The sequence below is a fragment of the Actinocrinis puniceicyclus genome (genome assembly GCF_018283645.1).
Classification (GTDB): Bacteria; Actinomycetota; Actinomycetes; order Streptomycetales; family Catenulisporaceae; genus Actinocrinis; species Actinocrinis puniceicyclus.
On sequence record NZ_JAGSXH010000114.1, the window covers coordinates 1 to 18,300 of the forward strand.

The following is an 18,300-nucleotide window of genomic DNA, read 5'->3' on the forward strand; positions in this document are numbered from 1 at the left end:
GGCAGCACCCGCCCGCCCGTGTCCGCGTCCTCAAGCGCGGGCGCCGCGGGCGCCGGGACGGTCGCGGCCCCCGCGTGCGACTGGGCCATGCGCGCCCGCCACGCCTGGGTCGGGTCGCTCGGTCCGCGCACGATGTAGGCCCGCGGCCGGTTCGGGTCGCGCCGGATGAAGCCCTTGTTCTCCAGCACCACCAGTTGATGCCGCACGGAGGAGGTGGACTGCAGGCCCACGGCCTCGCCGATCTCGCGCATCGACGGGGGATAGCCGCGCCGGTCGATGGACTCCTGGATGACCTCGAGCACCCTGCACTGACGGTCGGTCAGCCGCAGCGAGAGCGGAACCCTGGTCACGTCGGCCGCCTCCGCGCCGAGCCGGGTAGGTCCGCGCCGGCGTTGCCGCGCCATCGTGCCCGCGGCGGGGTTGCCCTCGCCGTCCGGCTCCGCGCCGCCGCCGCGCGAGGCGTCACCCCGCGAGCCGGCACTGCGACGCCGCGCCGCGGCTGCACTGCTCCGTCCGGCCATGATCCTGGTTCCCTTCCCTTTTCTCGGCCGGGCGGTTCGCCCCTGACCCGACCCCTGTTGCCAACCGTAGCCGAAGCGTCTGACATCCGGCCAACACTTGTTCGAACGCGCTTATCGAACACGTTGGCACCGATCCCCTCCGCCGGTCGCACCGGTGTGCTCGCCGCTTCCGCGGCGGCGATCGAGTGCTGCCGTACATCCTGCTGCCGGCACAGGTCGTTAATCCTGTTTTCGACGGTGAATTCATCCGGTCGAAGGAATTTGCGGCGAACACCCTTGCGCACGACACCCGAAGGTGTTCATGGTCACCTGGGTCGATCGCGGAGCGTAGCTAATCAGCACACGCACACTCGGGGGCGATCGCCCGCGCCGGGGTCGCGGCACCTTGGTCAGCGTGCTAGGTTTACCCCAACATCTAGTGGCTGGCCGTCTGAAGCATTCCACAGATTGTGGTATCGGCTGTAGAGTCGGCGGTCCGGCAGGTCACGGGGTTATGCACAGGGTGCGTCCACAGGTCCGTCACAATCAGTCGCCCAGCGGCGATGACACAGGGAGGCCGATCCGCCGTGCACTGCCCGTTCTGCCGCTACACCGATAGCAAGGTGATCGACTCGCGGACGGCCGAGGACGGTACCGCGATCCGCCGGCGCCGCTCCTGCCCACAGTGCAACCGCAGGTTCACCACGATCGAGACCGCCGCGCTGCTGGTGGTCAAGCGCTCCGGGGTCACCGAGCCGTTCAGCCGCGAGAAGGTTGTCGGTGGTGTGCGCAAGGCTTGCCAGGGACGGCCGGTGACCGAGGACCAGATCGCGCAGCTGGCGCAGCGGGTCGAGGAGGCCATCCGGGCCCGCGGCCTGGCGGAGCTGCCCAGCCACGAGGTCGGGCTGGAGATACTCGGCCCGCTTCGGGACCTCGACCTGGTCGCCTACCTGCGGTTCGCCTCCGTCTACAGGGCGTTCGACTCGCTGGAGGACTTCGAGGCGGAGATCGCCGCGCTGCGCCGCGCCCACACGGACGCCGACGCCGAGCAGGCGGGCGAGCCGGCCCCGGTCGGCTGAGCCGACGTCGCGGCGCGTACCCGCGCGACGCCGCGGAAGCAGGGCAGCCACGCAGGACGGACGCAGACGCAGCAGTGGTCCTCGGCCGGTGGGGAAGCCGGTCGGGGGCGAAGACGTTGACAAGGTACGAGAGAGGACGCCGCTCATGACGGAAACAATCAGCGGGCCGGCCCGCAAGGCGGGCAAGCAGCACGGGGTGCCCGGTCAGCCGGGCGGCTCGCAGAAGCAGCAGAGCGGTTCCCTCCCTCGTGGGCTGCGCGTCGAACGCGTCTTCACCAAGCCGGGCGTGCACCCCTACGACGAGGTCGAGTGGGAGCGCCGCGACGTCGTCATGACCAACTGGCGCGACGGTTCGATCAACTTCGAGCAGCGCGGCGTGGAGTTCCCCGCGTTCTGGTCCGTCAACGCGGCCAACATCGTCACCACCAAGTACTTCCGCGGCGCCCTCGGCACCGACCAGCGCGAATGGTCGCTGCGCCAGGTCGTCGACCGCGTCGTGAAGACCTATCGCAAGGGCGGCGAGCAGTACGCCTACTTCGCCTCGCCCGAGGACGCGGAGATCTTCGAGCACGAACTCACCTACGCGCTGGTGCACCAGATCTTCTCGTTCAACTCCCCGGTCTGGTTCAACGTCGGCACCAGGAGCCCGCAGCAGGTTTCCGCGTGCTTCATCCTGTCCGTGGACGACACCATGGACTCGATCCTGAACTGGTACCGCGAGGAGGGCCTGATCTTCAAGGGCGGCTCCGGTGCGGGACTGAACCTCTCCCGCATCCGGTCCTCCAAGGAACTGCTCTCCTCGGGCGGCAACGCCTCCGGGCCGGTGTCCTTCATGCGCGGCGCCGACGCCTCCGCGGGCACGATCAAGTCCGGCGGGGCCACCCGGCGGGCGGCGAAGATGGTCGTGCTCGACGTGGACCACCCGGACGTCCGGGAGTTCATCTGGACCAAGGCCCGCGAGGAGGACAAGATCCGGGTGCTGCGGGACGCGGGGTTCGACATGGACCTCGGCGGCGCGGACATCACCTCGGTGCAGTATCAGAACGCGAACAACTCGGTGCGGGTCAACGACGCGTTCATGCACGCCGTCGAGCAGCGCGGCGGCTTCGATCTGCTGGCGCGCGGCACCGGCGAGGTCATCGAGACCGTGGACGCCAGGGAGCTGTTTCACCAGATGGCGCAGGCCGCCTGGGAGTGCGCCGACCCTGGTATCCAATATGACGGAACGATCAACGACTGGCACACGAACCCGAACACGGGCCGGATCACCGCGTCCAACCCGTGCTCGGAGTACATGTCGCTGGACAACTCGTCCTGCAACCTGGCTTCGCTGAACCTGATGAAGTTCCTGCGGGACGACGCCGGGTCCGGCGCATCCTTCGACACGGAGACCTTCGCCAAGGTCGTCGAACTGGTCATCACCGCGATGGACATCTCGATCTGCTTCGCCGACTTCCCGACCGAGCCGATCACCCGGACCACCCGCGACTACCGTCAGCTCGGCATCGGCTACGCCAACCTCGGAGCGTTGCTGATGGCCACGGGCCACGCTTATGACTCCGACGGCGGACGCGCCATCGCCGCTGCGATCACCGCGCTGATGACCGGCGCCGCGTATAAGCGTTCCGCCGAACTGGCCGGTGTCGTCGGACCGTACGCCGGCTACGCGAGCAATGCCGAGCCGCACACCGCTGTGATGCGTAAGCACGCTGCCGCCGCGGACGCCGTGGTGACCCTGGAGAAGTTCGACACGGACATCCTCGACGCGGCGAGGAGGTCCTGGCGCGAGGGCATCGAGACCGGTCTGGTCAACGGCTGGCGCAACGCCCAGGCCAGTCTGCTCGCCCCGACCGGCACGATCGGTTTCATGATGGACGTGGACACCACGGGGGTTGAGCCGGACCTGGCGCTGGTGAAGTTCAAGAAGCTGGTCGGCGGCGGCTCGATGCAGATCGTGAACAACACAGTCCCGCGCGCCCTGCGCAAGCTCGGGTACCACGAGGAGCAGGTGGAGGCGATCGTCGAGTACATCGCCGAGCACGGCCACGTGGTCGACGCCCCCGGTCTCAAGCGCGGGCACTACGAGGTCTTCGACTGTGCAATGGGCGAGCGCTCGATCGCGCCGATGGGCCACGTGAAGATGATGGCCGCGATCCAGCCGCACCTGTCCGGCGCGATCAGCAAGACGGTCAACATGCCGGAGTCGGCCACCGTCGAGGAGATCGAGGAGATCTATTTCCAGGGTTGGAAACTGGGTCTCAAGGCTTTGGCGATCTACCGCAACAACTGCAAGGTCGGTCAGCCGTTGCAGGACGCGAAGGGCGCCAAGCGTGAAGCGGCCGCGGCTGCGGCCGCAGCAGCCCAACAGCCGATTGCCGCCCCGGTCCAGCCTGCACCCGCCGCGGCGGCCCCGTCTGCGTCGTCGGAGTCGGAGCACCGCCCGGTGCGTCGCCGGTTGCCGAAGAACCGCCCGGGCAGCACCACGTCGTTCGAGGTGGGCGGGGCCAAGGGCTACATGATCGCCAATTCGTACCCCGACGACGGGCTCGGCGAGCTGTTCCTGAAGATGTCGAAGCAGGGCTCGACGCTGGCGGGCATGATGGACGCCTTCTCCATCGCCATCTCGGTGGGTCTGCAGTATGGCGTGCCGTTGGAGACGTACGTCTCGAAGTTCACGAACATGCGCTTCGAGCCGGCCGGTCTGACCGACGACCCGGACGTGCGGATGGCGCAGTCGATCCTGGACTACATCTTCCGGCGTCTGGCGCTGGACTACCTGCCCTTCGACGTGCGCGCCGATTACGGCATCTACTCGGTCTCCGAGCGCCAGCGCCAGGTGGAGACCGGTTCGTACGCGTCCGACGAGGATGCCGACCTCACCGAGATCGCGCAGTCCGCGCCGATAAAGGGCCGCGCCCCGAGGCCGGCCGCGGGCACGAGCGACCCGGTGCCGGCCACGGCAGCCACGCCCCCCACGCCCGTGGGCCGGCAGGCTCCGGCAGCGCAGGAGGCGACCTCGCAGGCTCCGAGTGCGCAGGGCTCTGCCGCGACCGGCATTGCCCCGGTGGGCGCCGGCTCGTCCATGGAGGTTCTGGAAGCCAAGCTCGGCCACGCCGCCGATGCCCCGTTGTGCCTTACCTGCGGCACGAAGATGCGCCCGGCCGGCAGTTGCTACGCCTGCGAGGGCTGCGGCGCCACGAGCGGCTGCAGCTGATTCTGGGATATATCGCATCAGATGCAACCACTCGACACAGTCGTGTGAGCAAGTGGTTCTGATGCTCAGATCGGCGGTCGTGGGCTCGCATGGGCCCACGACCGCGATCGAGAAACGCTTCGGCCGCAACATGGCTGCCGAAATGACGAGCGCCCGGCCTTCCCGGGCTGGGCGCTCGTTGCTACTCGGACGTGGTGTCCGGCGCGGTTAGTGAACCGCCATAACACCACGTTCCGAGTCGCAGATCAATTTGACACACAGTTAGGAAGTGGTTTAGATGGCAACTTCGCCCAAGCAGAAGCCCGGCAAGTCGGGCACGAACTCCAAGCAGACCAGCCCGAAGGTCGCCTCTGACGCGGCGCACGTGCTGAACGACCCGAAGGCGACTCCGGACGAGAAGTCCGCAGCAGCCAGCGCCCTTGCCCAGGCTCGGCCGAGTTGAAGACGACAACGTGTTCGTCGGCGAGTGCAAGATCTGGGAGGGCGAGAGTAAGTTCACCGAGGCCATCGACCAACTCCTGAGCTACCTCACGTGGCGCGACACGAAGGGCACGTTGCTGCTCTTCATCCGGCGACTCAACGTGACAGCAGTCATCGGCAAGGCTGTCGCGACGATCGAGCAGCACCCGAACCATGTTAAGACTCTGCCGGTCAGCGACCCGGCGGGCCGCTACGACTTCGTTATGCAGGCCGAAGGCGACCCGCAGAAGACGCTGCGCATGGCGTTTCTGCCGTTTGCACTCGGACCGGTTGTACAAGATCGTGAAGGATCGACGTCTGCATAACAACGCTCTGCCGCGGACGGCGGGCGGCTACATCTTGACCAAAGGCATCAATGTTGTGTTTGATGCAACACATGAATGGGCCTGTCGCCCTCGTCGGTGCGGCGCACCTTGTGCTCGCCGAGAACGTGAGATAGCTGGACCCAGCGCCTGCGGTGTTCGAGGCGATGCTCGAGGGCTGGGTCCGGCAACAGCGGACCCGGTTCCTGAAGGACTTGACGATCCAGTCCCGTACGGATCTCGTACACCGATTCGCCGACTTCCCGTAGCCTGCGAAGCTCTCCGGTTGCATGTGATGCAACAAGCGTCGGTGCGGCAGACGCTCGGCTGTCGCGCAGCGGAGTGAACTTCCTAAAGAACCCACCAAACATGCTAACTTGGACTTTGATTAGCATGTTTGGTGGGTTCGTTAGGAGGTTTCGGTGCGGAGTTTCACGAACCTGGAGGCGTCCATTGGACGTGTTCCGGGGCGGATCGTGACCAGGCTGGGTGCCATCGACTTCGGTCGCGGATCAGAGGCGCTGTACCGGGATCAGCTGCCAGGCTTGCTGACCGAGCTCTCCCATCGAGCCAGGGTGCAGAGCATCACCGCGTCGTCCGCGATCGAGGGCGTCGTGGTCTCGGACGTGGACCGTGCAGAGCGAATCATCAACAGGCGGGCCGCAGTACTGCGCACCAGGAGCGAGCAGGAACTCGCCGGCTATCGCGATGCCCAGGACTACCTTTTCCAGCAGGATTGGCGACCGCTCAACGCCGGGTTGCTGCTTCACGTGCACCGGCTGTTGTTCGCCCACACGGCGGCACCCGGCGGTGCGTTCAAATCGCAGGACAACCTGGTAGTCGACCGCTCGCCGGACGGCACCTCAACGGTCCGGTTCAAGCCTGTGGCCGCCGCGCTCACGTCATTCGCGGTTGACGACCTCATCAGCCGCTACCGCGACGCGCATCGAAGCGGCGAGCACCATCCGGCGCTCCTGGACGGGCTGTTCGTCCTCGATCTGCTCGTGATCCACCCTTTCGAGGACGGTAACGGGCGCGTCGCTCGCGCACTCACTAACGCGCTGCTCATGGACCACGGATACAACGTCGGACGTTACGTGAGCCTCGAACAGTCCGTCGCCGAGTCGGCCGACGCCTACTACCAGGCGCTTCTGGACTCCACGCACGGTTGGCACGAGGGGGCGGCTGACCCGTGGCCGTGGTTGGAGTACTTCACCGGGATGATCGCGGAAGCGTATGCCGTGTTCGCTGACCGCGCGGCCGCGGCGAAGACGCCTGGTACCAAGCAGGAGCGCATCCGCGTGCACATCCTGCGTCACGCACCCGCGACCTTCCGGCTCGCAGATGTCAGAACCGCTGTTCCCGGCGTCAGTGACCAGACCATCCGACTAGTTCTCGAACAACTCAAGGTCGAGGGCAGCGTTCGAGCGGACGGTACCGGTCGAGCGGCAACCTGGACCAGGACGTCAGTCGTCTGAGACCGCGCGAAGATCACCCGCCGAGCCGAGGAATACTGCACGCTCCGAATGAGTACACTCCACCAGTATTACGGGCGTTGTTCTGCCGCAATAGAGCAGGTCACAGGGGAGCCAGGCCCATACGTTGGCTCGCCTGAGTCGCTCTTAGGCGGACGGATTTGTTGCATTGGATGCAACTGGTTTCGCCCTCCCCGCCTGACATTGCGAGCGTGCCGCCCGTCGCTGGCCCCGCCTACTTGATAAGTTCATTTGAGTAGTGGCTTGGTGTATCAAATCTACGCCGAGCCGGAGTCGTGGTGGACGGGAGCACCGTCGTGGTGGGTCGAGGGCGTCCGAGTCGCGCCAGTGGCTATGCCGACGCTGCGCAATGGGTCTACGGACAGGCGTTAGAGCCGGGTGATTGGCGCGACGCCTACCGGGCCTCAAAGCATCAGCGACGGCCGGGGAATACTGCAGCCTCCGAATAAGTACACTCCACCGGCAAAAGGGCACACCGGGCGCGTGATTGTGCTGGTAGCCGGGGTGCGGCGAAGCAAGGTCACGGTCAGGGTCACCGCCCGTAGTGATAGCGGCATGCTGCGATGCGGACTTCTTCGTCGACGACCTTGTAGATAAGCCGGTGGTCATCGGTGATCCGGCGCGACCAATACCCGTGGAAGCCGTGCTTGAGCGGTTCGGGCTTGCCGATGCCTTCGTTGCCGTTGTGCTGGACGTCCTGGATGAGGGCGTTGATCCGTTTGAGCACTTTGCGGTCCTGCGTCTGCCACCAGACGTAGTCCTCCCAGGCGCTCTCGTCCCAGAGCAGCTTCACTCTGCCAACTCCCTTGCGGTGCCGCCTCCATGTTCGAGTCGGTCGATCGAGGCCAGCAGGCGGCGGGCGTTCTCGGGGCTGCGCAGCAGGTAGGCGGTCTCCTTGAGCGACTCGTAGTCATCGAGGGCGACCATGACCACCGGGTCGTGTCCGGCCCGCGTGATGATGACCTCCTCGCGGTCGTCAACCACCGCGCTCAGGGTCTCGGCGTACTTGGCACGTGATTCGGAATAGGTCATTGTGCGCATTGCACACCTCCTTGACTTGTACAAGAAATTGTACGTCATGCCGGATCGGGTGGCAACCGCCGGCAGATCGGCAATCCGGGCGTGATGGAGGCGTCCGGTGTCGGCCGCTTGGCGGCGTGTAGCGTCAAGCGGCCGAACGGCGCTGTGCTTGCGACCAAGCGTCGTCTGCGACGGAGGAATAACGCAGCTCCGAGTAAGCGCACTTCTTCGTCGGCGACCTTGTAGATCAGCCGGTGCTCGTCGGTGATCCGGCGCGACCAGTATCCGTGGAAACCGTGCTTGAGCGGCTCGGGTTTGCCGATGCCCTCGTTGCCGTTGCGCTGGACGTCCTGGATGAGAGTGTTGATCCGTCTGAGTACTTTGCGGTCCTGCGTCTGCCACCAGACGTAGTCCTCCCAGGCGCTCTCGTCCCAGAGCAGCTCACACGCGGAACGAAAATCGCGGCCGTCAGCGGTCGCGGCGCTGACGCTGCGGGTCGGCGGACGGACCCCTTTTTCCTTCCGCGGATTGCGTACCGCGATCCGGTCACCTCCGGTCGCCTGACTGCGTCCAGGACGCCTTCACCTCCGCTTCGGCGCCTTTTGTTATCAGCCAGTGACCATTCATGGCCCTGGTCTCGGTAGCGTCGGCGTGTGAACGAGACTCCCGAAGGCGTGTCCGCAGCACTCAGTCGCACCGCGCTATACGTTGAGGGCCACGGGGGACCTTTCGACCTCGCCCGTCTTTCCGCGTTGCTGCCGGTAGCGCTGCGCAAAGGCGATTGGATTCGCGAACCGGTGCCCCCGCAGCCGCCGCAGAACTCCGACGGCGGCTGGCCTGCGCCCTGGTCCGAAGGCGCGTCCAGTCTCGACGCGACCTGTCTCGTCCTCGACCTGGTCTCCGACTTCGCGACGCTACCGCCGCAAGTCGACGCACCGGCCGCCGTGGCCTTCCTGACCTCCAGCCAGCTCGACGACGGAACGTGGCGAGAAGGCCCGAGCTACCGCACGCCGGACCACCTCATGCCTGGCTCGGCGGCCGCGCGGGCGTACCTGACCGCCAACTGTGCCCGCGCGCTCGCCGCGCTCCAAGGCCCGCAGCACGCGATCGAACGGGCCGCGCAATCCCTGGAACGGTTGCTCGACCCGCACGGCCGCCTGCCGGGAGGTCTGCCCGCGCACTGGCTCGGCGCCCGGGTGCTGCGGGCCGTCGGACACGACCTGGCCGCCCGCCGACTGCTGGACGTGGTCGGCCGCTCCTTCGACACACTCAGCGCCCCCGACCTGGTCTGGTTCGGCTCGAACACACCGACCGGCGATCGATGGACACGCCGGATCGCGGCCAGGCTGACGGCGATTCAGGCCGAAGACGGCTGGTGGCCCGGCGACGACGGCGAACCGAGTGCTTCAGTCTCCGTCACCGCGTGCAGGGTGCTACTGCGCGCATAGAGGGTCTATCGAGGGGCTCAATCGAGAAGGTCAATCCAAAGGGCCGGACCGGGCATCCGCCCGCCAAACGTAGGGCGCGGCCCCGCGTGTGAGCGGAGCCGCGCCCTACGTCACCAGCTATTTCGCCAGCTTGCTGCGCCGCCGGATTCAGGAGGAGGCCGGGAGCAGAGTGACCTGCGCCGTCCCGGTCTGGCCGTTACGCACATAGGCGAGCGTCACGGTCGTGCCCGGCTTGTACGAGCGGATCGCGGCGACCAGCGCGTCGGCGCTGTTGATCTGCTGATCGTCGACCTTGACGATGACGTCGCCGGCCTTGATGCCGGCCTTGTCCGCCGCGCCGGCGGGGCTCACCGTCTTGACCACGGCGCCCGCCAGCGTCGCCGTCGGTCCCGGCGGCGTCACGCTGACGCCCAGCAGGGAGTGCGTCGCCTTGCCCTTGTTGATCAGCTCGTCCGCGATCCATTTGGCCTGGTTGACCGGTATGGCGAAGCCGAGGCCGATCGAACCGCTCTGCGAGCCGCCGAGGCTGCCGGAACTCGCGGTCGCGATCGCCGAGTTGATGCCGATCACATTGCCGGACAGGTCGACCAGCGGACCACCGGAGTTACCCGGGTTGATCGACGCGTCGGTCTGGATCGCGTCGAGCACCGAGTTGGTCGAACCCGGCGAGCCGGTGCCGCTGGAGGGCGTCACCGGGCGGTTAAGCGCGGAGATGATGCCCGTGGTCACGGTGTTGGACAGCCCCAGTGGAGCGCCGACCGCGACCACGCCCTGGCCGATCGCGAGGGTCGAGGAGTCGCCCAGGGTGGCAGCCGTCAGCCCGCTGACCCCGCTGGCCTGGATCACCGCCAGGTCGCTGGCCTCGTCCCGGCCGACGATCTTGGCCGGGGTGATCTTCCCGCCGCCGAAGGTCACCGACACGCTGTCGCCGGACGTGGCCGCGGCCGCGACGACGTGGTTGTTGGTCAGGATCTCGCCATTGGACGAGATGATGATCCCGCTGCCCTCGTCGCCGGTGCCGTCAGCGGCGGTCACCGAGATGGTCACCACGGACGGCAGGATCTTCGCCGCCGCGGCGGTGACCTGATTGGCGTTGGCCGATCCGGTGTTCAGGCCGTTCGAGCTGCCGGTCGCGGTGCTGCCGCCGAGCGAGGTCGTGGTCGTGGAGTTGTCGCGGGTCACCGCGTAGGTGATCCCGGCGCCCAGGCCCCCGCCGATGAGCCCCGCCAGGACCGCGGTCACCAGCGCCAGCTTTGCGATCGGCCGCCGGCGCTCGCCGCCGACCGCCGACTCGGGCGAACCGTACGGGGGCAGGCCGTTGGGAGCGGGGGCCGCCCAGTTCGGCGGTGCGCCGCCGGTCGCGGCGGGATCAGCCGGTCCGCCCCAGCCGTGCGCCGCCGGGTGAGGTTGCTGCGGCGGCGCGCCCCACACCGGCGTGGAGGGCAGCGGCGCCGACCCTGCGGGCGACTCAAGCGGCCGGTTGATCACCTCGGTCGATTGCGCGGCGGCGGGCTGCGCAGGCGTCGCCGGCTGCGGTGCCAGTGGCGGCTGCGCCTGCTGCGACGTGGCCGGCGGGACGGCCGATTCGGCCTGGTGCGCATAGGGCGACGGCGACTGGTGCTGCGGCTGTGATTCCGGCGACGCAGGCCCTGTCTCTGTCCGTTCGTCGGCGGCCGGCGGCGTGTAGCCGGTCGCGGAGTCGGCGGCATCCGCCACCGGGTGGGTCGCGCGGTTGTCAGGCGTCTCGGTCATGGCTCTAACTTTCTTCCCTCAGTCTGAGATGCGGCTGAGACGGTGTGCAGAACTGTTTGTGTAATTGACGTTACAAACCCTCAGGCGAGGCGCCCGGCTCGCCGCCGGACCGGGTCTGGGCGCCCGGCGCGGAAAGGGCAGCGGACGCCGGGGAGTGCGACGCCGGATCCGACGCCTGACCAGGCAGCCATACGCCGAGCAGCGCGCCGCCGCCGGGCGCCCGCGCCGCCGCGACCCGGCCGCCGTGGTTCTCCACGACCTGCCGCACGATCGCCAGGCCGAGCCCGGAACCCGGCATGGTGCGTGCCTCGGGGGAGCGGTAGAAGCGCTCGAAGATGTGGGCCAGGTCCTCGGGCGCGATGCCCGGGCCCTGGTCGGAGACCTGCAGCGCTCCCTGATGCAACCGCACCGTGACCGTCCCGGCGGACGGCGACCACTTCGCGGCGTTGTCCAGCAGATTCGTCACGGCGCGTTCCAGCGCCGCCGGGTCGCCCTCCAGATACCACTGATCCAGTTGTACGTCGTACGTGAGCGACGGGGCGCGCCGATGTACCCGCTCGACGGCGCGTTCCACCACGTCCGCGAAATCCACGTGCTCCAGCGTCCGGGCCGGGTGCTCGTCCCGGGACAGCTCCACCAGATCGGAGATCAACAGCGAGAGCTCTTCCATCTGCGCCCTCGCGTCGTTCATCAGATCGATCCGGTCCTGAGCGGACAACCGCGGATTGTCCGGCTCGGCCATCGCCTGCGCGAGCAGATCGAGGTTGGTCCGCATCGAGGTCAGCGGAGTGCGCAACTCGTGTCCCGCGTCGGCGACCAGTCGGCGCTGGTACTCCTGTGAGCGCGCCAGGGCGGTGAGCATCGTGTTGAAGCTCGTCGTGAGCCGTGCCAGTTCGTCGTCGCCGGTGACCTCGATACGGCGTAGGTCGCCTGTCTTGGCGATGTACTCCGTGGCGAGCGTAAGGCGCTGCACGGGACGCAGCGCGGCGCGCCCGAGCAGGAAGCCCGCGGTTCCCGCGACGGCCACGCCGGCCAGGCCGACGAGGAGGGACACCAGGCCCAGTGTGTGCAGCGTGGCCTCGGTGGGCCCGAAGGGAGCGGCGAGCACCAGAGCGATGCCCTCGTTGGCGTTTATCTGCACGGACATCACGCGGTACGTACCGGTGCTCTCCTGCACCGTCCGGGTACACCGGCTCAGCTGGCCCGCCGCGACCGCGTACTCCTGCGGTCCGACGGGCGCGGCGGGATGCACCGACACCGTCTGCCCGTTCCCGAGCGGCACGGCCACAGTGGCCGGCTCGATCTTGACACCCGCGGCAGTGACGATGGTCTCCTCAAGGCCGAGCGAGTTCAGGAGCACCGCGGCCTCGGAGCTGTTCGGCAGGACCGTGGGATCCGCCAGTTCCGAATGCGCGACGAAGACGGCGCGCTGGAAGAGGTCGTCGTCGAAGCGGCTGACGATCTCATTGCGCACGATTATGTAGCTGACGATGGACGTGATGGTGATCGCCAGCCCGACCGTGATCATCACCAGTGCGGACACGCGGGCCCGCAGCGGCATGTGATGCAGTGCCCCCCGCAGGGGGCCGCCCTTCACTCGCGGACCCGCTGCATTCCGGCTTTCTTCGCGCCGCTGATCCGCTTCGTCGTGAGCTACCGCGGTCACGGCGCGGTCTCCCGGAGCGCGTAACCGATCCCACGCACGGTGTGAATCAGACGTGGCTCGCCCTCCGCCTCGGTCTTGCGACGCAAATAGCCGATGTACACCTCGAGTGAGTTGGCTGTCGTCGGAAAGTCGAAACCCCAGACCTCTTCAAGGATCTGAGCGCGCGTCAGCACCTGCCGGGGATGACGCATAAGCAGTTCCAGCAGGTTGAACTCGGTGCGGGTCAGCCGCACGGTGCGATCGCCGCGGGTCACTTCGCGAGCCGCGCTGTCCAGCGACAGATCGGCGAAGGCGAGCACGTCCTGCCCCGACGCGAAAGCGGACTGCGTGCGGCGCAGCAGCGCGCGCAGGCGAGCCAGCAACTCCTCCAGGGCGAAGGGCTTGGGCAGATAGTCGTCGGCGCCGGCGTCGAGGCCGGCGACGCGGTCGGAGACCGCATCGCGGGCGGTCAGCACGAGGATGGGCAGGTCCTCGCCCGCGGATCGCAGTCGGCGGCACGCCTCAAGGCCGTCCAGCCTGGGCATCATCACGTCGAGCACCGCCGCGTCCGGGCGGTTGCGGGCGATCGATTCGAGCGCGGCGAGCCCGTCCGCAGCCACGTCCACGTCGTATCCGTTGAACGCGAGTGAACGCCGCAGCGAGTCCCGCACCGCCTGGTCGTCGTCAACTACCAGAATCCGCATGCCCGAAGTGTTGCGCGGCGCGCTGAGAACGTCCTGAGACGCGCCGCCGACCCGCGCGAAGCTCCCGGATGACTGGATCAGATGCCGGTTCGAAGCCGTCCAATCCTCCTTTGGTCGTACAACCAGCTTCAGGCTAATCGATATTCAGATCATCGATTGCGCTGTTCAGGCGATGACCTTTGTCCACAAGGGGGAGTTGTCCACAGGCTGCGGGAAATCGTCCCCACACGGCTTGCAGACCCGTGATCGTTATCTCAGGACGGCCGCGGCAGTGCCGTCCGATCCGCCGGTAGGCGGCGGAAACGACGTGAGGAAGGCAAGGCTGATGACTGTGACGACGGCTACCGCCACGGGCGGCGTGTGCTGCGGGGGTCGCGGATGCCCCGCGTGCGAGGAAGTGGGTCCGGCGGAACCACAGGTGGACCGCTTCAACGGCTTCCAGATCGCCGTGGGCAGCGAGGAGGAAGCGCAGGCGCTGGCCGCGCAACTGGAGGGCGGCTTGCCGGGAGCGGTGCGGCTCGGGTCCCCGGCCGAGGTGGCTGCGGCCGTCCCGCACTTTTTTGGCTTCCATCCCGACGCGAGCGTGGTGGTCCTCGGGTTGTCGCGGTCGGCGCACGAAAGCCGCGCCGGGATCAGCCACGGCCTGCGGGTCGACCTGACCTCGGCGGCGCACAGCCCGGCGGCGTTCGGCCGCTGGGTGGCCGGCCGGCTTCTGGAAACCGGGGCGAACGAGACGTTGTGCGTCATCTACCCGCCGGAGGGTGGTCCGGCGCGTATGGCGGAGTACCGCAGGCTCGTCGCCGGGATGTGCACACCGCTGCGCGTAGCAGGTGTCCCACCGCTGGACGTGCTCTTCGTCAGCGATGGGCGGTGGTGGTCGTTCTTGTGCGACAGCCCGAACTGCTGTCCGCCCGAGGGCGTGCCGCTGGACAGCGGCGTCAGCGCCATCGCCGCCCTCAGCGCCTACTCGGGGCTGGCGGTGCTACCCAGCCGCGCTGCGCTGGCGCAGAGCCTGGAGCCGTACGGACCCGAGATGGCCGAGCGCATGCGCGCGGCCTGTGACAGCGCGCTCGGCCAGATCGCGGCCGAGCACGCGGCGCCCGCGGCGGGCCGGGTGGTGCTGCCTGACGCGGGCCGGGCTTTCGACGCCGGCGGGATCTGCCTCCCGAACGGGGGTCTGGGTGACGACACCGGCGTCCCGTTCCATCCCGCACTGCAACCGTCGCTGGTGCTCGGCTCGGCCCAGCCTCAGGAGGCGCCCTATGGCGACTGTGCCGCGGAGGGAGGATTCGGCTGCGAATACGCCGAAACGGGGCCTGACGCTGGCGACGAGGCGGACGGCTTGACAGCACGGCCGGCGCGGGTGCCAAGCGGCCCCGTCGACTTCGACTGGGACGACGTCGTGCGCGCTTGGCAACTCGCCGACAGCCTCTGCGACGGTCAGGTGCCGCCGGACCGGGCGCTGTCGGACGAGGCGGCCGGCGCCCTGCTGGTCGCCCTGCCCGACGTGCGCGTGCGCGACTATTTGGCGACCTGGTGCGGCGACGACCGCGCTGGGCAGGCGGTCGCCCTGAGCGTCGAGCTCGCCCGGCGGGCCGTGACCGCCGAGCAGGCGGCAGCCGCCTACTCCGTGGCCGCATGGGCGGCATGGGCCCTCGGCTGGGGTGCGTGGAGCCGGCTCTGCCTTGAACGCGCCGTGGCCGCAGTGCCTGATTACGCGCTCGCCGGTCTGATCAAGCAGGGCCTTGAGCGCGGCGTCGGCCCCGAACTGGTCCGTGAGGCCGCCTGCGGTACGGCGCGTCGTCTCGACGAGATGCGCGCCGAGCACGTCTCGTCCCAGGAACGGGATCGTGCGCGACGCAAGGCGCTGTGACCTGATGGCACGTGAGCGATCAACGTCGCTGGTTATCGTCATTCGGACGATATATGATGCGCGCTCATGGCGAAGTCGCAAAGCCCGGAGGGCTACGACCCCCGAGACTGGCCGCCGTTCGCGGTCACGGTGGACCTGGTGGTCCTCACGGTCCGGGACTCAGCCCTCTCGGCGCTGGTGGTGCGCCGCGGTGAGCCGCCCTTCGAGGGCTGCGCGGCACTGCCTGGCGGCTTCGTTCGCGAAGCCGAGTCGCTGGACCGTGCCGCGTCCCGCGAACTGGCGGAGGAGACCGGGCTGGCGCGACTTCCCGTGCACCTCGAACAGTTGGCGACCTACGGGGCGGTGGACCGGGATCCGCGGATGCGGGTCATCTCGGTGGCCTACCTCGCGCTCGCCCCCGACCTGCCCAGTCCACGCGCGGGCGGCGACGCCGCCGCCGCGGCCTGGACCCCGGTAGCGGCGCTGCTGCCCGCCCTTTTCCCGGGATCACCGGCGGCGGCGGCCGATGCGACGCTGGCCTTCGATCACGCGAAGATCCTTGCCGACGGCGTCGAGAGGGCCCGCGCAAAGCTCGAATACTCCCCGCTCGCCGCCGCGTTCTGCCCTCCGCAGTTCACCGTCGGAGAACTGCGCCGCGTCTACGAAGCGGTCTGGGGAGTCACCCTCGACCCGCGCAACTTCCACCGCAAGGTCACCGGCACACAGGGATTCCTGATCCCGGTGGGCGACACGACGGCCCGTCAGGGCGGTCGTCCAGCCCAGCTGTTCCGGCTGGGAGACGTCACCCTGCTCAATCCGCCGATGCTTCGGCCGGCCTGATGCGCACGCCGCTTGACGATGGCGAGGCACCTGCCGGGGCAAAGAAGTGCAAACTAGACGCCCTCTAACGGGTTCGGCGCCCCCATGCGGGTGGATTTCTGCATCGCGCGAGCGTGTCAGCGCCCGAGTCCGGCTACGGCGGCCCGACGATCGAGAGGAGATTCAGTTCCCAGGGGTCAGCTGACGCGGCCAGGAGGTGCCGGGCATGATCGAAGCCATCGACCTGACCGTGCGTCGCCGCGGCCGGACCGTTCTCGACGCGGTCAGCTTCGACGTGCGCCCCGGCCAGGTGACCGGAATGCTCGGCGGAACCGGCGCGGGCAAGAGCGTGCTGCTGCGCCGGATGGTGCAGTTGGAACGTGGTCGCGGGGAGACTCTGTTCGACGGGCGAACCTACCGATCGCTGCGCCGCCCGATGCGGGAGGTGGGGCTGCTACTCGATCCCCCCGGCGGCGACCCGGACCGGACCGTGCGCAACCACCTGCGGCTCGCGTTGGCCACCGACCCCGGCGCGGCGCGCTCCGGCATGATGAACGGCATGCGGGGCGCGGACGCTCAACCGCATGACGCCGGCGACCGCGAGCCGGATTCCGCCACTGCCGTCACTGCCGACGCGGCCGGCATTGTCCGGGCGGGGCGCCTGGGACGTCGCGACCCGGCCAGTCGCCGGGCTCGACCCGGTGATCGGATCGACGCAGTGCTCGACATCGTCGGTCTGAGCGGCCAGAGCCGCACCCGCCTGAGTGAACTGACCGAGGGAATGTCCACCCGGCTGGGCATCGCGGTGGCGCTGCTCGGCGATCCCGCGGCTCTGCTACTCGACTGCCCTGACCGCGGGCTTGAGCCGGAGGGCCTGGCCTGGCTCGCCGCTTTGCTGCGGGCCTTCACGGCACAGGGCCGCGCGGCCCTGGTCACCGGCTCGGACACCGAGACCCTGGTCGCGATGGTGGACCGGGTACTGCTGCTGGACGCCGGCTACCTGGTCGGCACCCGGACCGCGCAGGAGGTGTTGCGCGCCCCGACCGGTGCCGTCGTCGTCGTGCGCTCGCCGCAGGTCGTCCGGCTGGCGGCGATCCTCGCCGAAGCGGGGGCGCGCAGCACGCAAAGCGATGGCGCGTGCCTTGAGGTGCGCGGTCTCGACCGGGCGAGAGTCGGTGACTTGGCATTCCGGCATGGCATCCCGGTCCACGAGCTGTCGGAAAGGTTCACCGGCTCGGATCCGGCGGACCTGGTGCTCGCCGCGTGCATGGGCCGCAGGGCGCGGCCGGTGTTCCCGCCGCGGGGCGTGCCCGACGGCAGGCGGGCCCCTGGCGTCGTGACGCCCAGCGGCAGCGTCCGGCTTGTGCCGGCGCGACCCGCAGCCGCGCCGGTCGTCGGCCGCGCCGTAGCGGCGCAGCCCGGGCCGGAACCGGCGCTCCTGCGGGAACGGCGGGAAGCACGCGCGCAGCGGCAGATCGCAGCCGCCGCGCACACGTCCGCCCCCGTGGCAGGTCCTGGTTGCGAGCCAGGCTCGAACTCGGCCTCGGGCGCGGCCGGGTCCCAGATCGCCGACGTGCGGGTCACGCCGACCGATTCCGGGCCCGAAGCGGCCGGGGAGCCGGTGTCCGCGCCGGAAACAGAGGTCCGTCGGTGAGCCGCCGCCGTGCGAACGGCGGATGCCCGGCGCGTCGCACCGCGCCGGTCGCCGCGCACCACGCCATGCCCGGAAACCGGTTCGAACGCCGTGTCATCGCGTCGCTGCCACCCTTGCGGCGCCCGCCGAAAACGAGTGTCCGGGAGGTCCAGCCGTGAGGTCCGCGCTCTGCGCCGCAGCCAGTCTCGTCGGCGCCTTGCGATACGAAGTGGTGCGTCTCGGGCGCTTGCGCGCGGTCCGCGGCCCGGCGGTTCTCGCTCTGCTCGGCTCGGCGCTGCTAACACTCCCCGCCGCGCGCCACATGGTCGGGCTCACCCACGCGGTCCCGCCCAGCC

General features: G+C 68.8%; 15 protein-coding genes and 1 pseudogene. 9 read left to right on the plus strand and 7 right to left on the minus strand.

Annotated elements, in window-relative coordinates; translation table 11 throughout:
- The coding region (locus KGA66_RS32520) for a LexA family protein (RefSeq protein WP_498066741.1) at positions 1-404 on the minus strand (404 nt) is incomplete at its 3' end.
- Between the two features lie 683 nt (positions 405-1,087).
- Between KGA66_RS32520 and nrdR the strand changes: the two genes are divergently transcribed.
- The 5 genes from nrdR to KGA66_RS23350 all read left to right on the plus strand — a co-directional run bounded on the left by nrdR (position 1,088) and on the right by KGA66_RS23350 (position 7,053).
- Positions 1,088-1,579 (plus strand): transcriptional regulator NrdR, encoded by a 492-nt coding sequence (gene nrdR / locus KGA66_RS23330; protein ID WP_369015944.1) that lies wholly within the window; start codon positions 1,088-1,090, stop codon positions 1,577-1,579.
- A gap of 145 nt (positions 1,580-1,724) precedes the next feature.
- Positions 1,725-4,793 carry a vitamin B12-dependent ribonucleotide reductase gene (locus KGA66_RS23335; RefSeq protein WP_211470639.1) on the plus strand — a complete coding sequence of 1,023 codons (3,069 nt, stop codon included), beginning with the start codon at positions 1,725-1,727 and terminating at the stop codon, positions 4,791-4,793.
- A gap of 277 nt (positions 4,794-5,070) precedes the next feature.
- Positions 5,071-5,235 (plus strand): hypothetical protein, encoded by a 165-nt coding sequence (locus KGA66_RS23340; RefSeq protein ID WP_211470641.1) that lies wholly within the window; start codon positions 5,071-5,073, stop codon positions 5,233-5,235.
- A 10-nt stretch (positions 5,236-5,245) separates the two neighbouring features.
- Positions 5,246-5,578: a hypothetical protein gene (locus KGA66_RS23345; RefSeq protein WP_211470643.1), complete on the plus strand. Its 333-nt coding sequence runs from the start codon at positions 5,246-5,248 to the stop codon at positions 5,576-5,578.
- A gap of 419 nt (positions 5,579-5,997) precedes the next feature.
- The gene (locus KGA66_RS23350; protein ID WP_211470645.1) at positions 5,998-7,053 is read left to right on the plus strand and encodes a Fic family protein; all 1,056 of its coding nucleotides are present in this window, start codon (positions 5,998-6,000) and stop codon (positions 7,051-7,053) included.
- A gap of 550 nt (positions 7,054-7,603) precedes the next feature.
- Here the strand turns inward: KGA66_RS23350 and KGA66_RS23355 are convergent.
- The 3 genes and pseudogenes from KGA66_RS23355 to KGA66_RS32250 all read right to left on the minus strand — a co-directional run.
- Positions 7,604-7,864, minus strand: a complete 261-nt coding sequence (locus KGA66_RS23355; protein WP_211470647.1) for a Txe/YoeB family addiction module toxin — start codon at positions 7,862-7,864, stop codon at positions 7,604-7,606.
- Positions 7,861-8,112, minus strand: coding sequence for a type II toxin-antitoxin system Phd/YefM family antitoxin (locus KGA66_RS23360; RefSeq protein ID WP_211470650.1), 252 nt, complete (start codon positions 8,110-8,112; stop codon positions 7,861-7,863). Before KGA66_RS23360 ends, KGA66_RS23355 begins: the two co-directional genes overlap by 4 nt.
- A gap of 194 nt (positions 8,113-8,306) precedes the next feature.
- Positions 8,307-8,531: pseudogene (locus KGA66_RS32250) on the minus strand (Txe/YoeB family addiction module toxin); the annotation flags it as partial.
- 213 nt (positions 8,532-8,744) lie between these two features.
- On the opposite strand from KGA66_RS32250, the gene KGA66_RS23370 reads away from it, so the two are divergent.
- The gene (locus tag KGA66_RS23370) at positions 8,745-9,539 is read left to right on the plus strand and encodes a prenyltransferase/squalene oxidase repeat-containing protein (RefSeq protein WP_211470652.1); all 795 of its coding nucleotides are present in this window, start codon (positions 8,745-8,747) and stop codon (positions 9,537-9,539) included.
- A 147-nt stretch (positions 9,540-9,686) separates the two neighbouring features.
- Here KGA66_RS23370 and KGA66_RS23375 read toward each other — a convergent pair whose 3' ends face one another.
- The 3 genes from KGA66_RS23375 to KGA66_RS23385 all read right to left on the minus strand — a co-directional run bounded on the left by KGA66_RS23375 (position 9,687) and on the right by KGA66_RS23385 (position 13,640).
- Positions 9,687-11,291 (minus strand): S1C family serine protease, encoded by a 1,605-nt coding sequence (locus tag KGA66_RS23375; RefSeq protein WP_211470654.1) that lies wholly within the window; start codon positions 11,289-11,291, stop codon positions 9,687-9,689.
- A gap of 70 nt (positions 11,292-11,361) precedes the next feature.
- Positions 11,362-12,852: a sensor histidine kinase gene (locus KGA66_RS23380; RefSeq protein WP_211470656.1), complete on the minus strand. Its 1,491-nt coding sequence runs from the start codon at positions 12,850-12,852 to the stop codon at positions 11,362-11,364.
- A 101-nt stretch (positions 12,853-12,953) separates the two neighbouring features.
- Complete coding sequence (locus KGA66_RS23385) at positions 12,954-13,640, minus strand: response regulator transcription factor (protein WP_211470658.1); 687 nt, start codon at positions 13,638-13,640, stop codon at positions 12,954-12,956.
- Between the two features lie 418 nt (positions 13,641-14,058).
- Here KGA66_RS23385 and KGA66_RS23390 point away from each other — a divergent pair, with 418 nt between their 5' ends.
- The 3 genes from KGA66_RS23390 (at position 14,059) to KGA66_RS23400 (ending at position 17,965) form a co-directional block, all read left to right on the plus strand.
- A complete protein-coding gene (locus tag KGA66_RS23390) occupies positions 14,059-15,513 on the plus strand; it encodes a DUF4192 domain-containing protein (RefSeq protein ID WP_211470660.1) in 1,455 nt (484 codons plus the stop codon).
- A gap of 66 nt (positions 15,514-15,579) precedes the next feature.
- On the plus strand, positions 15,580-16,332 hold the full coding sequence (locus KGA66_RS23395) for an NUDIX hydrolase (protein WP_211470662.1): 753 nt from the start codon (positions 15,580-15,582) through the stop codon (positions 16,330-16,332).
- A 205-nt stretch (positions 16,333-16,537) separates the two neighbouring features.
- Positions 16,538-17,965 (plus strand): DUF8746 domain-containing protein, encoded by a 1,428-nt coding sequence (locus KGA66_RS23400; RefSeq protein ID WP_211470664.1) that lies wholly within the window; start codon positions 16,538-16,540, stop codon positions 17,963-17,965.
- Positions 17,966-18,300: the final 335 nt, after the last annotated feature.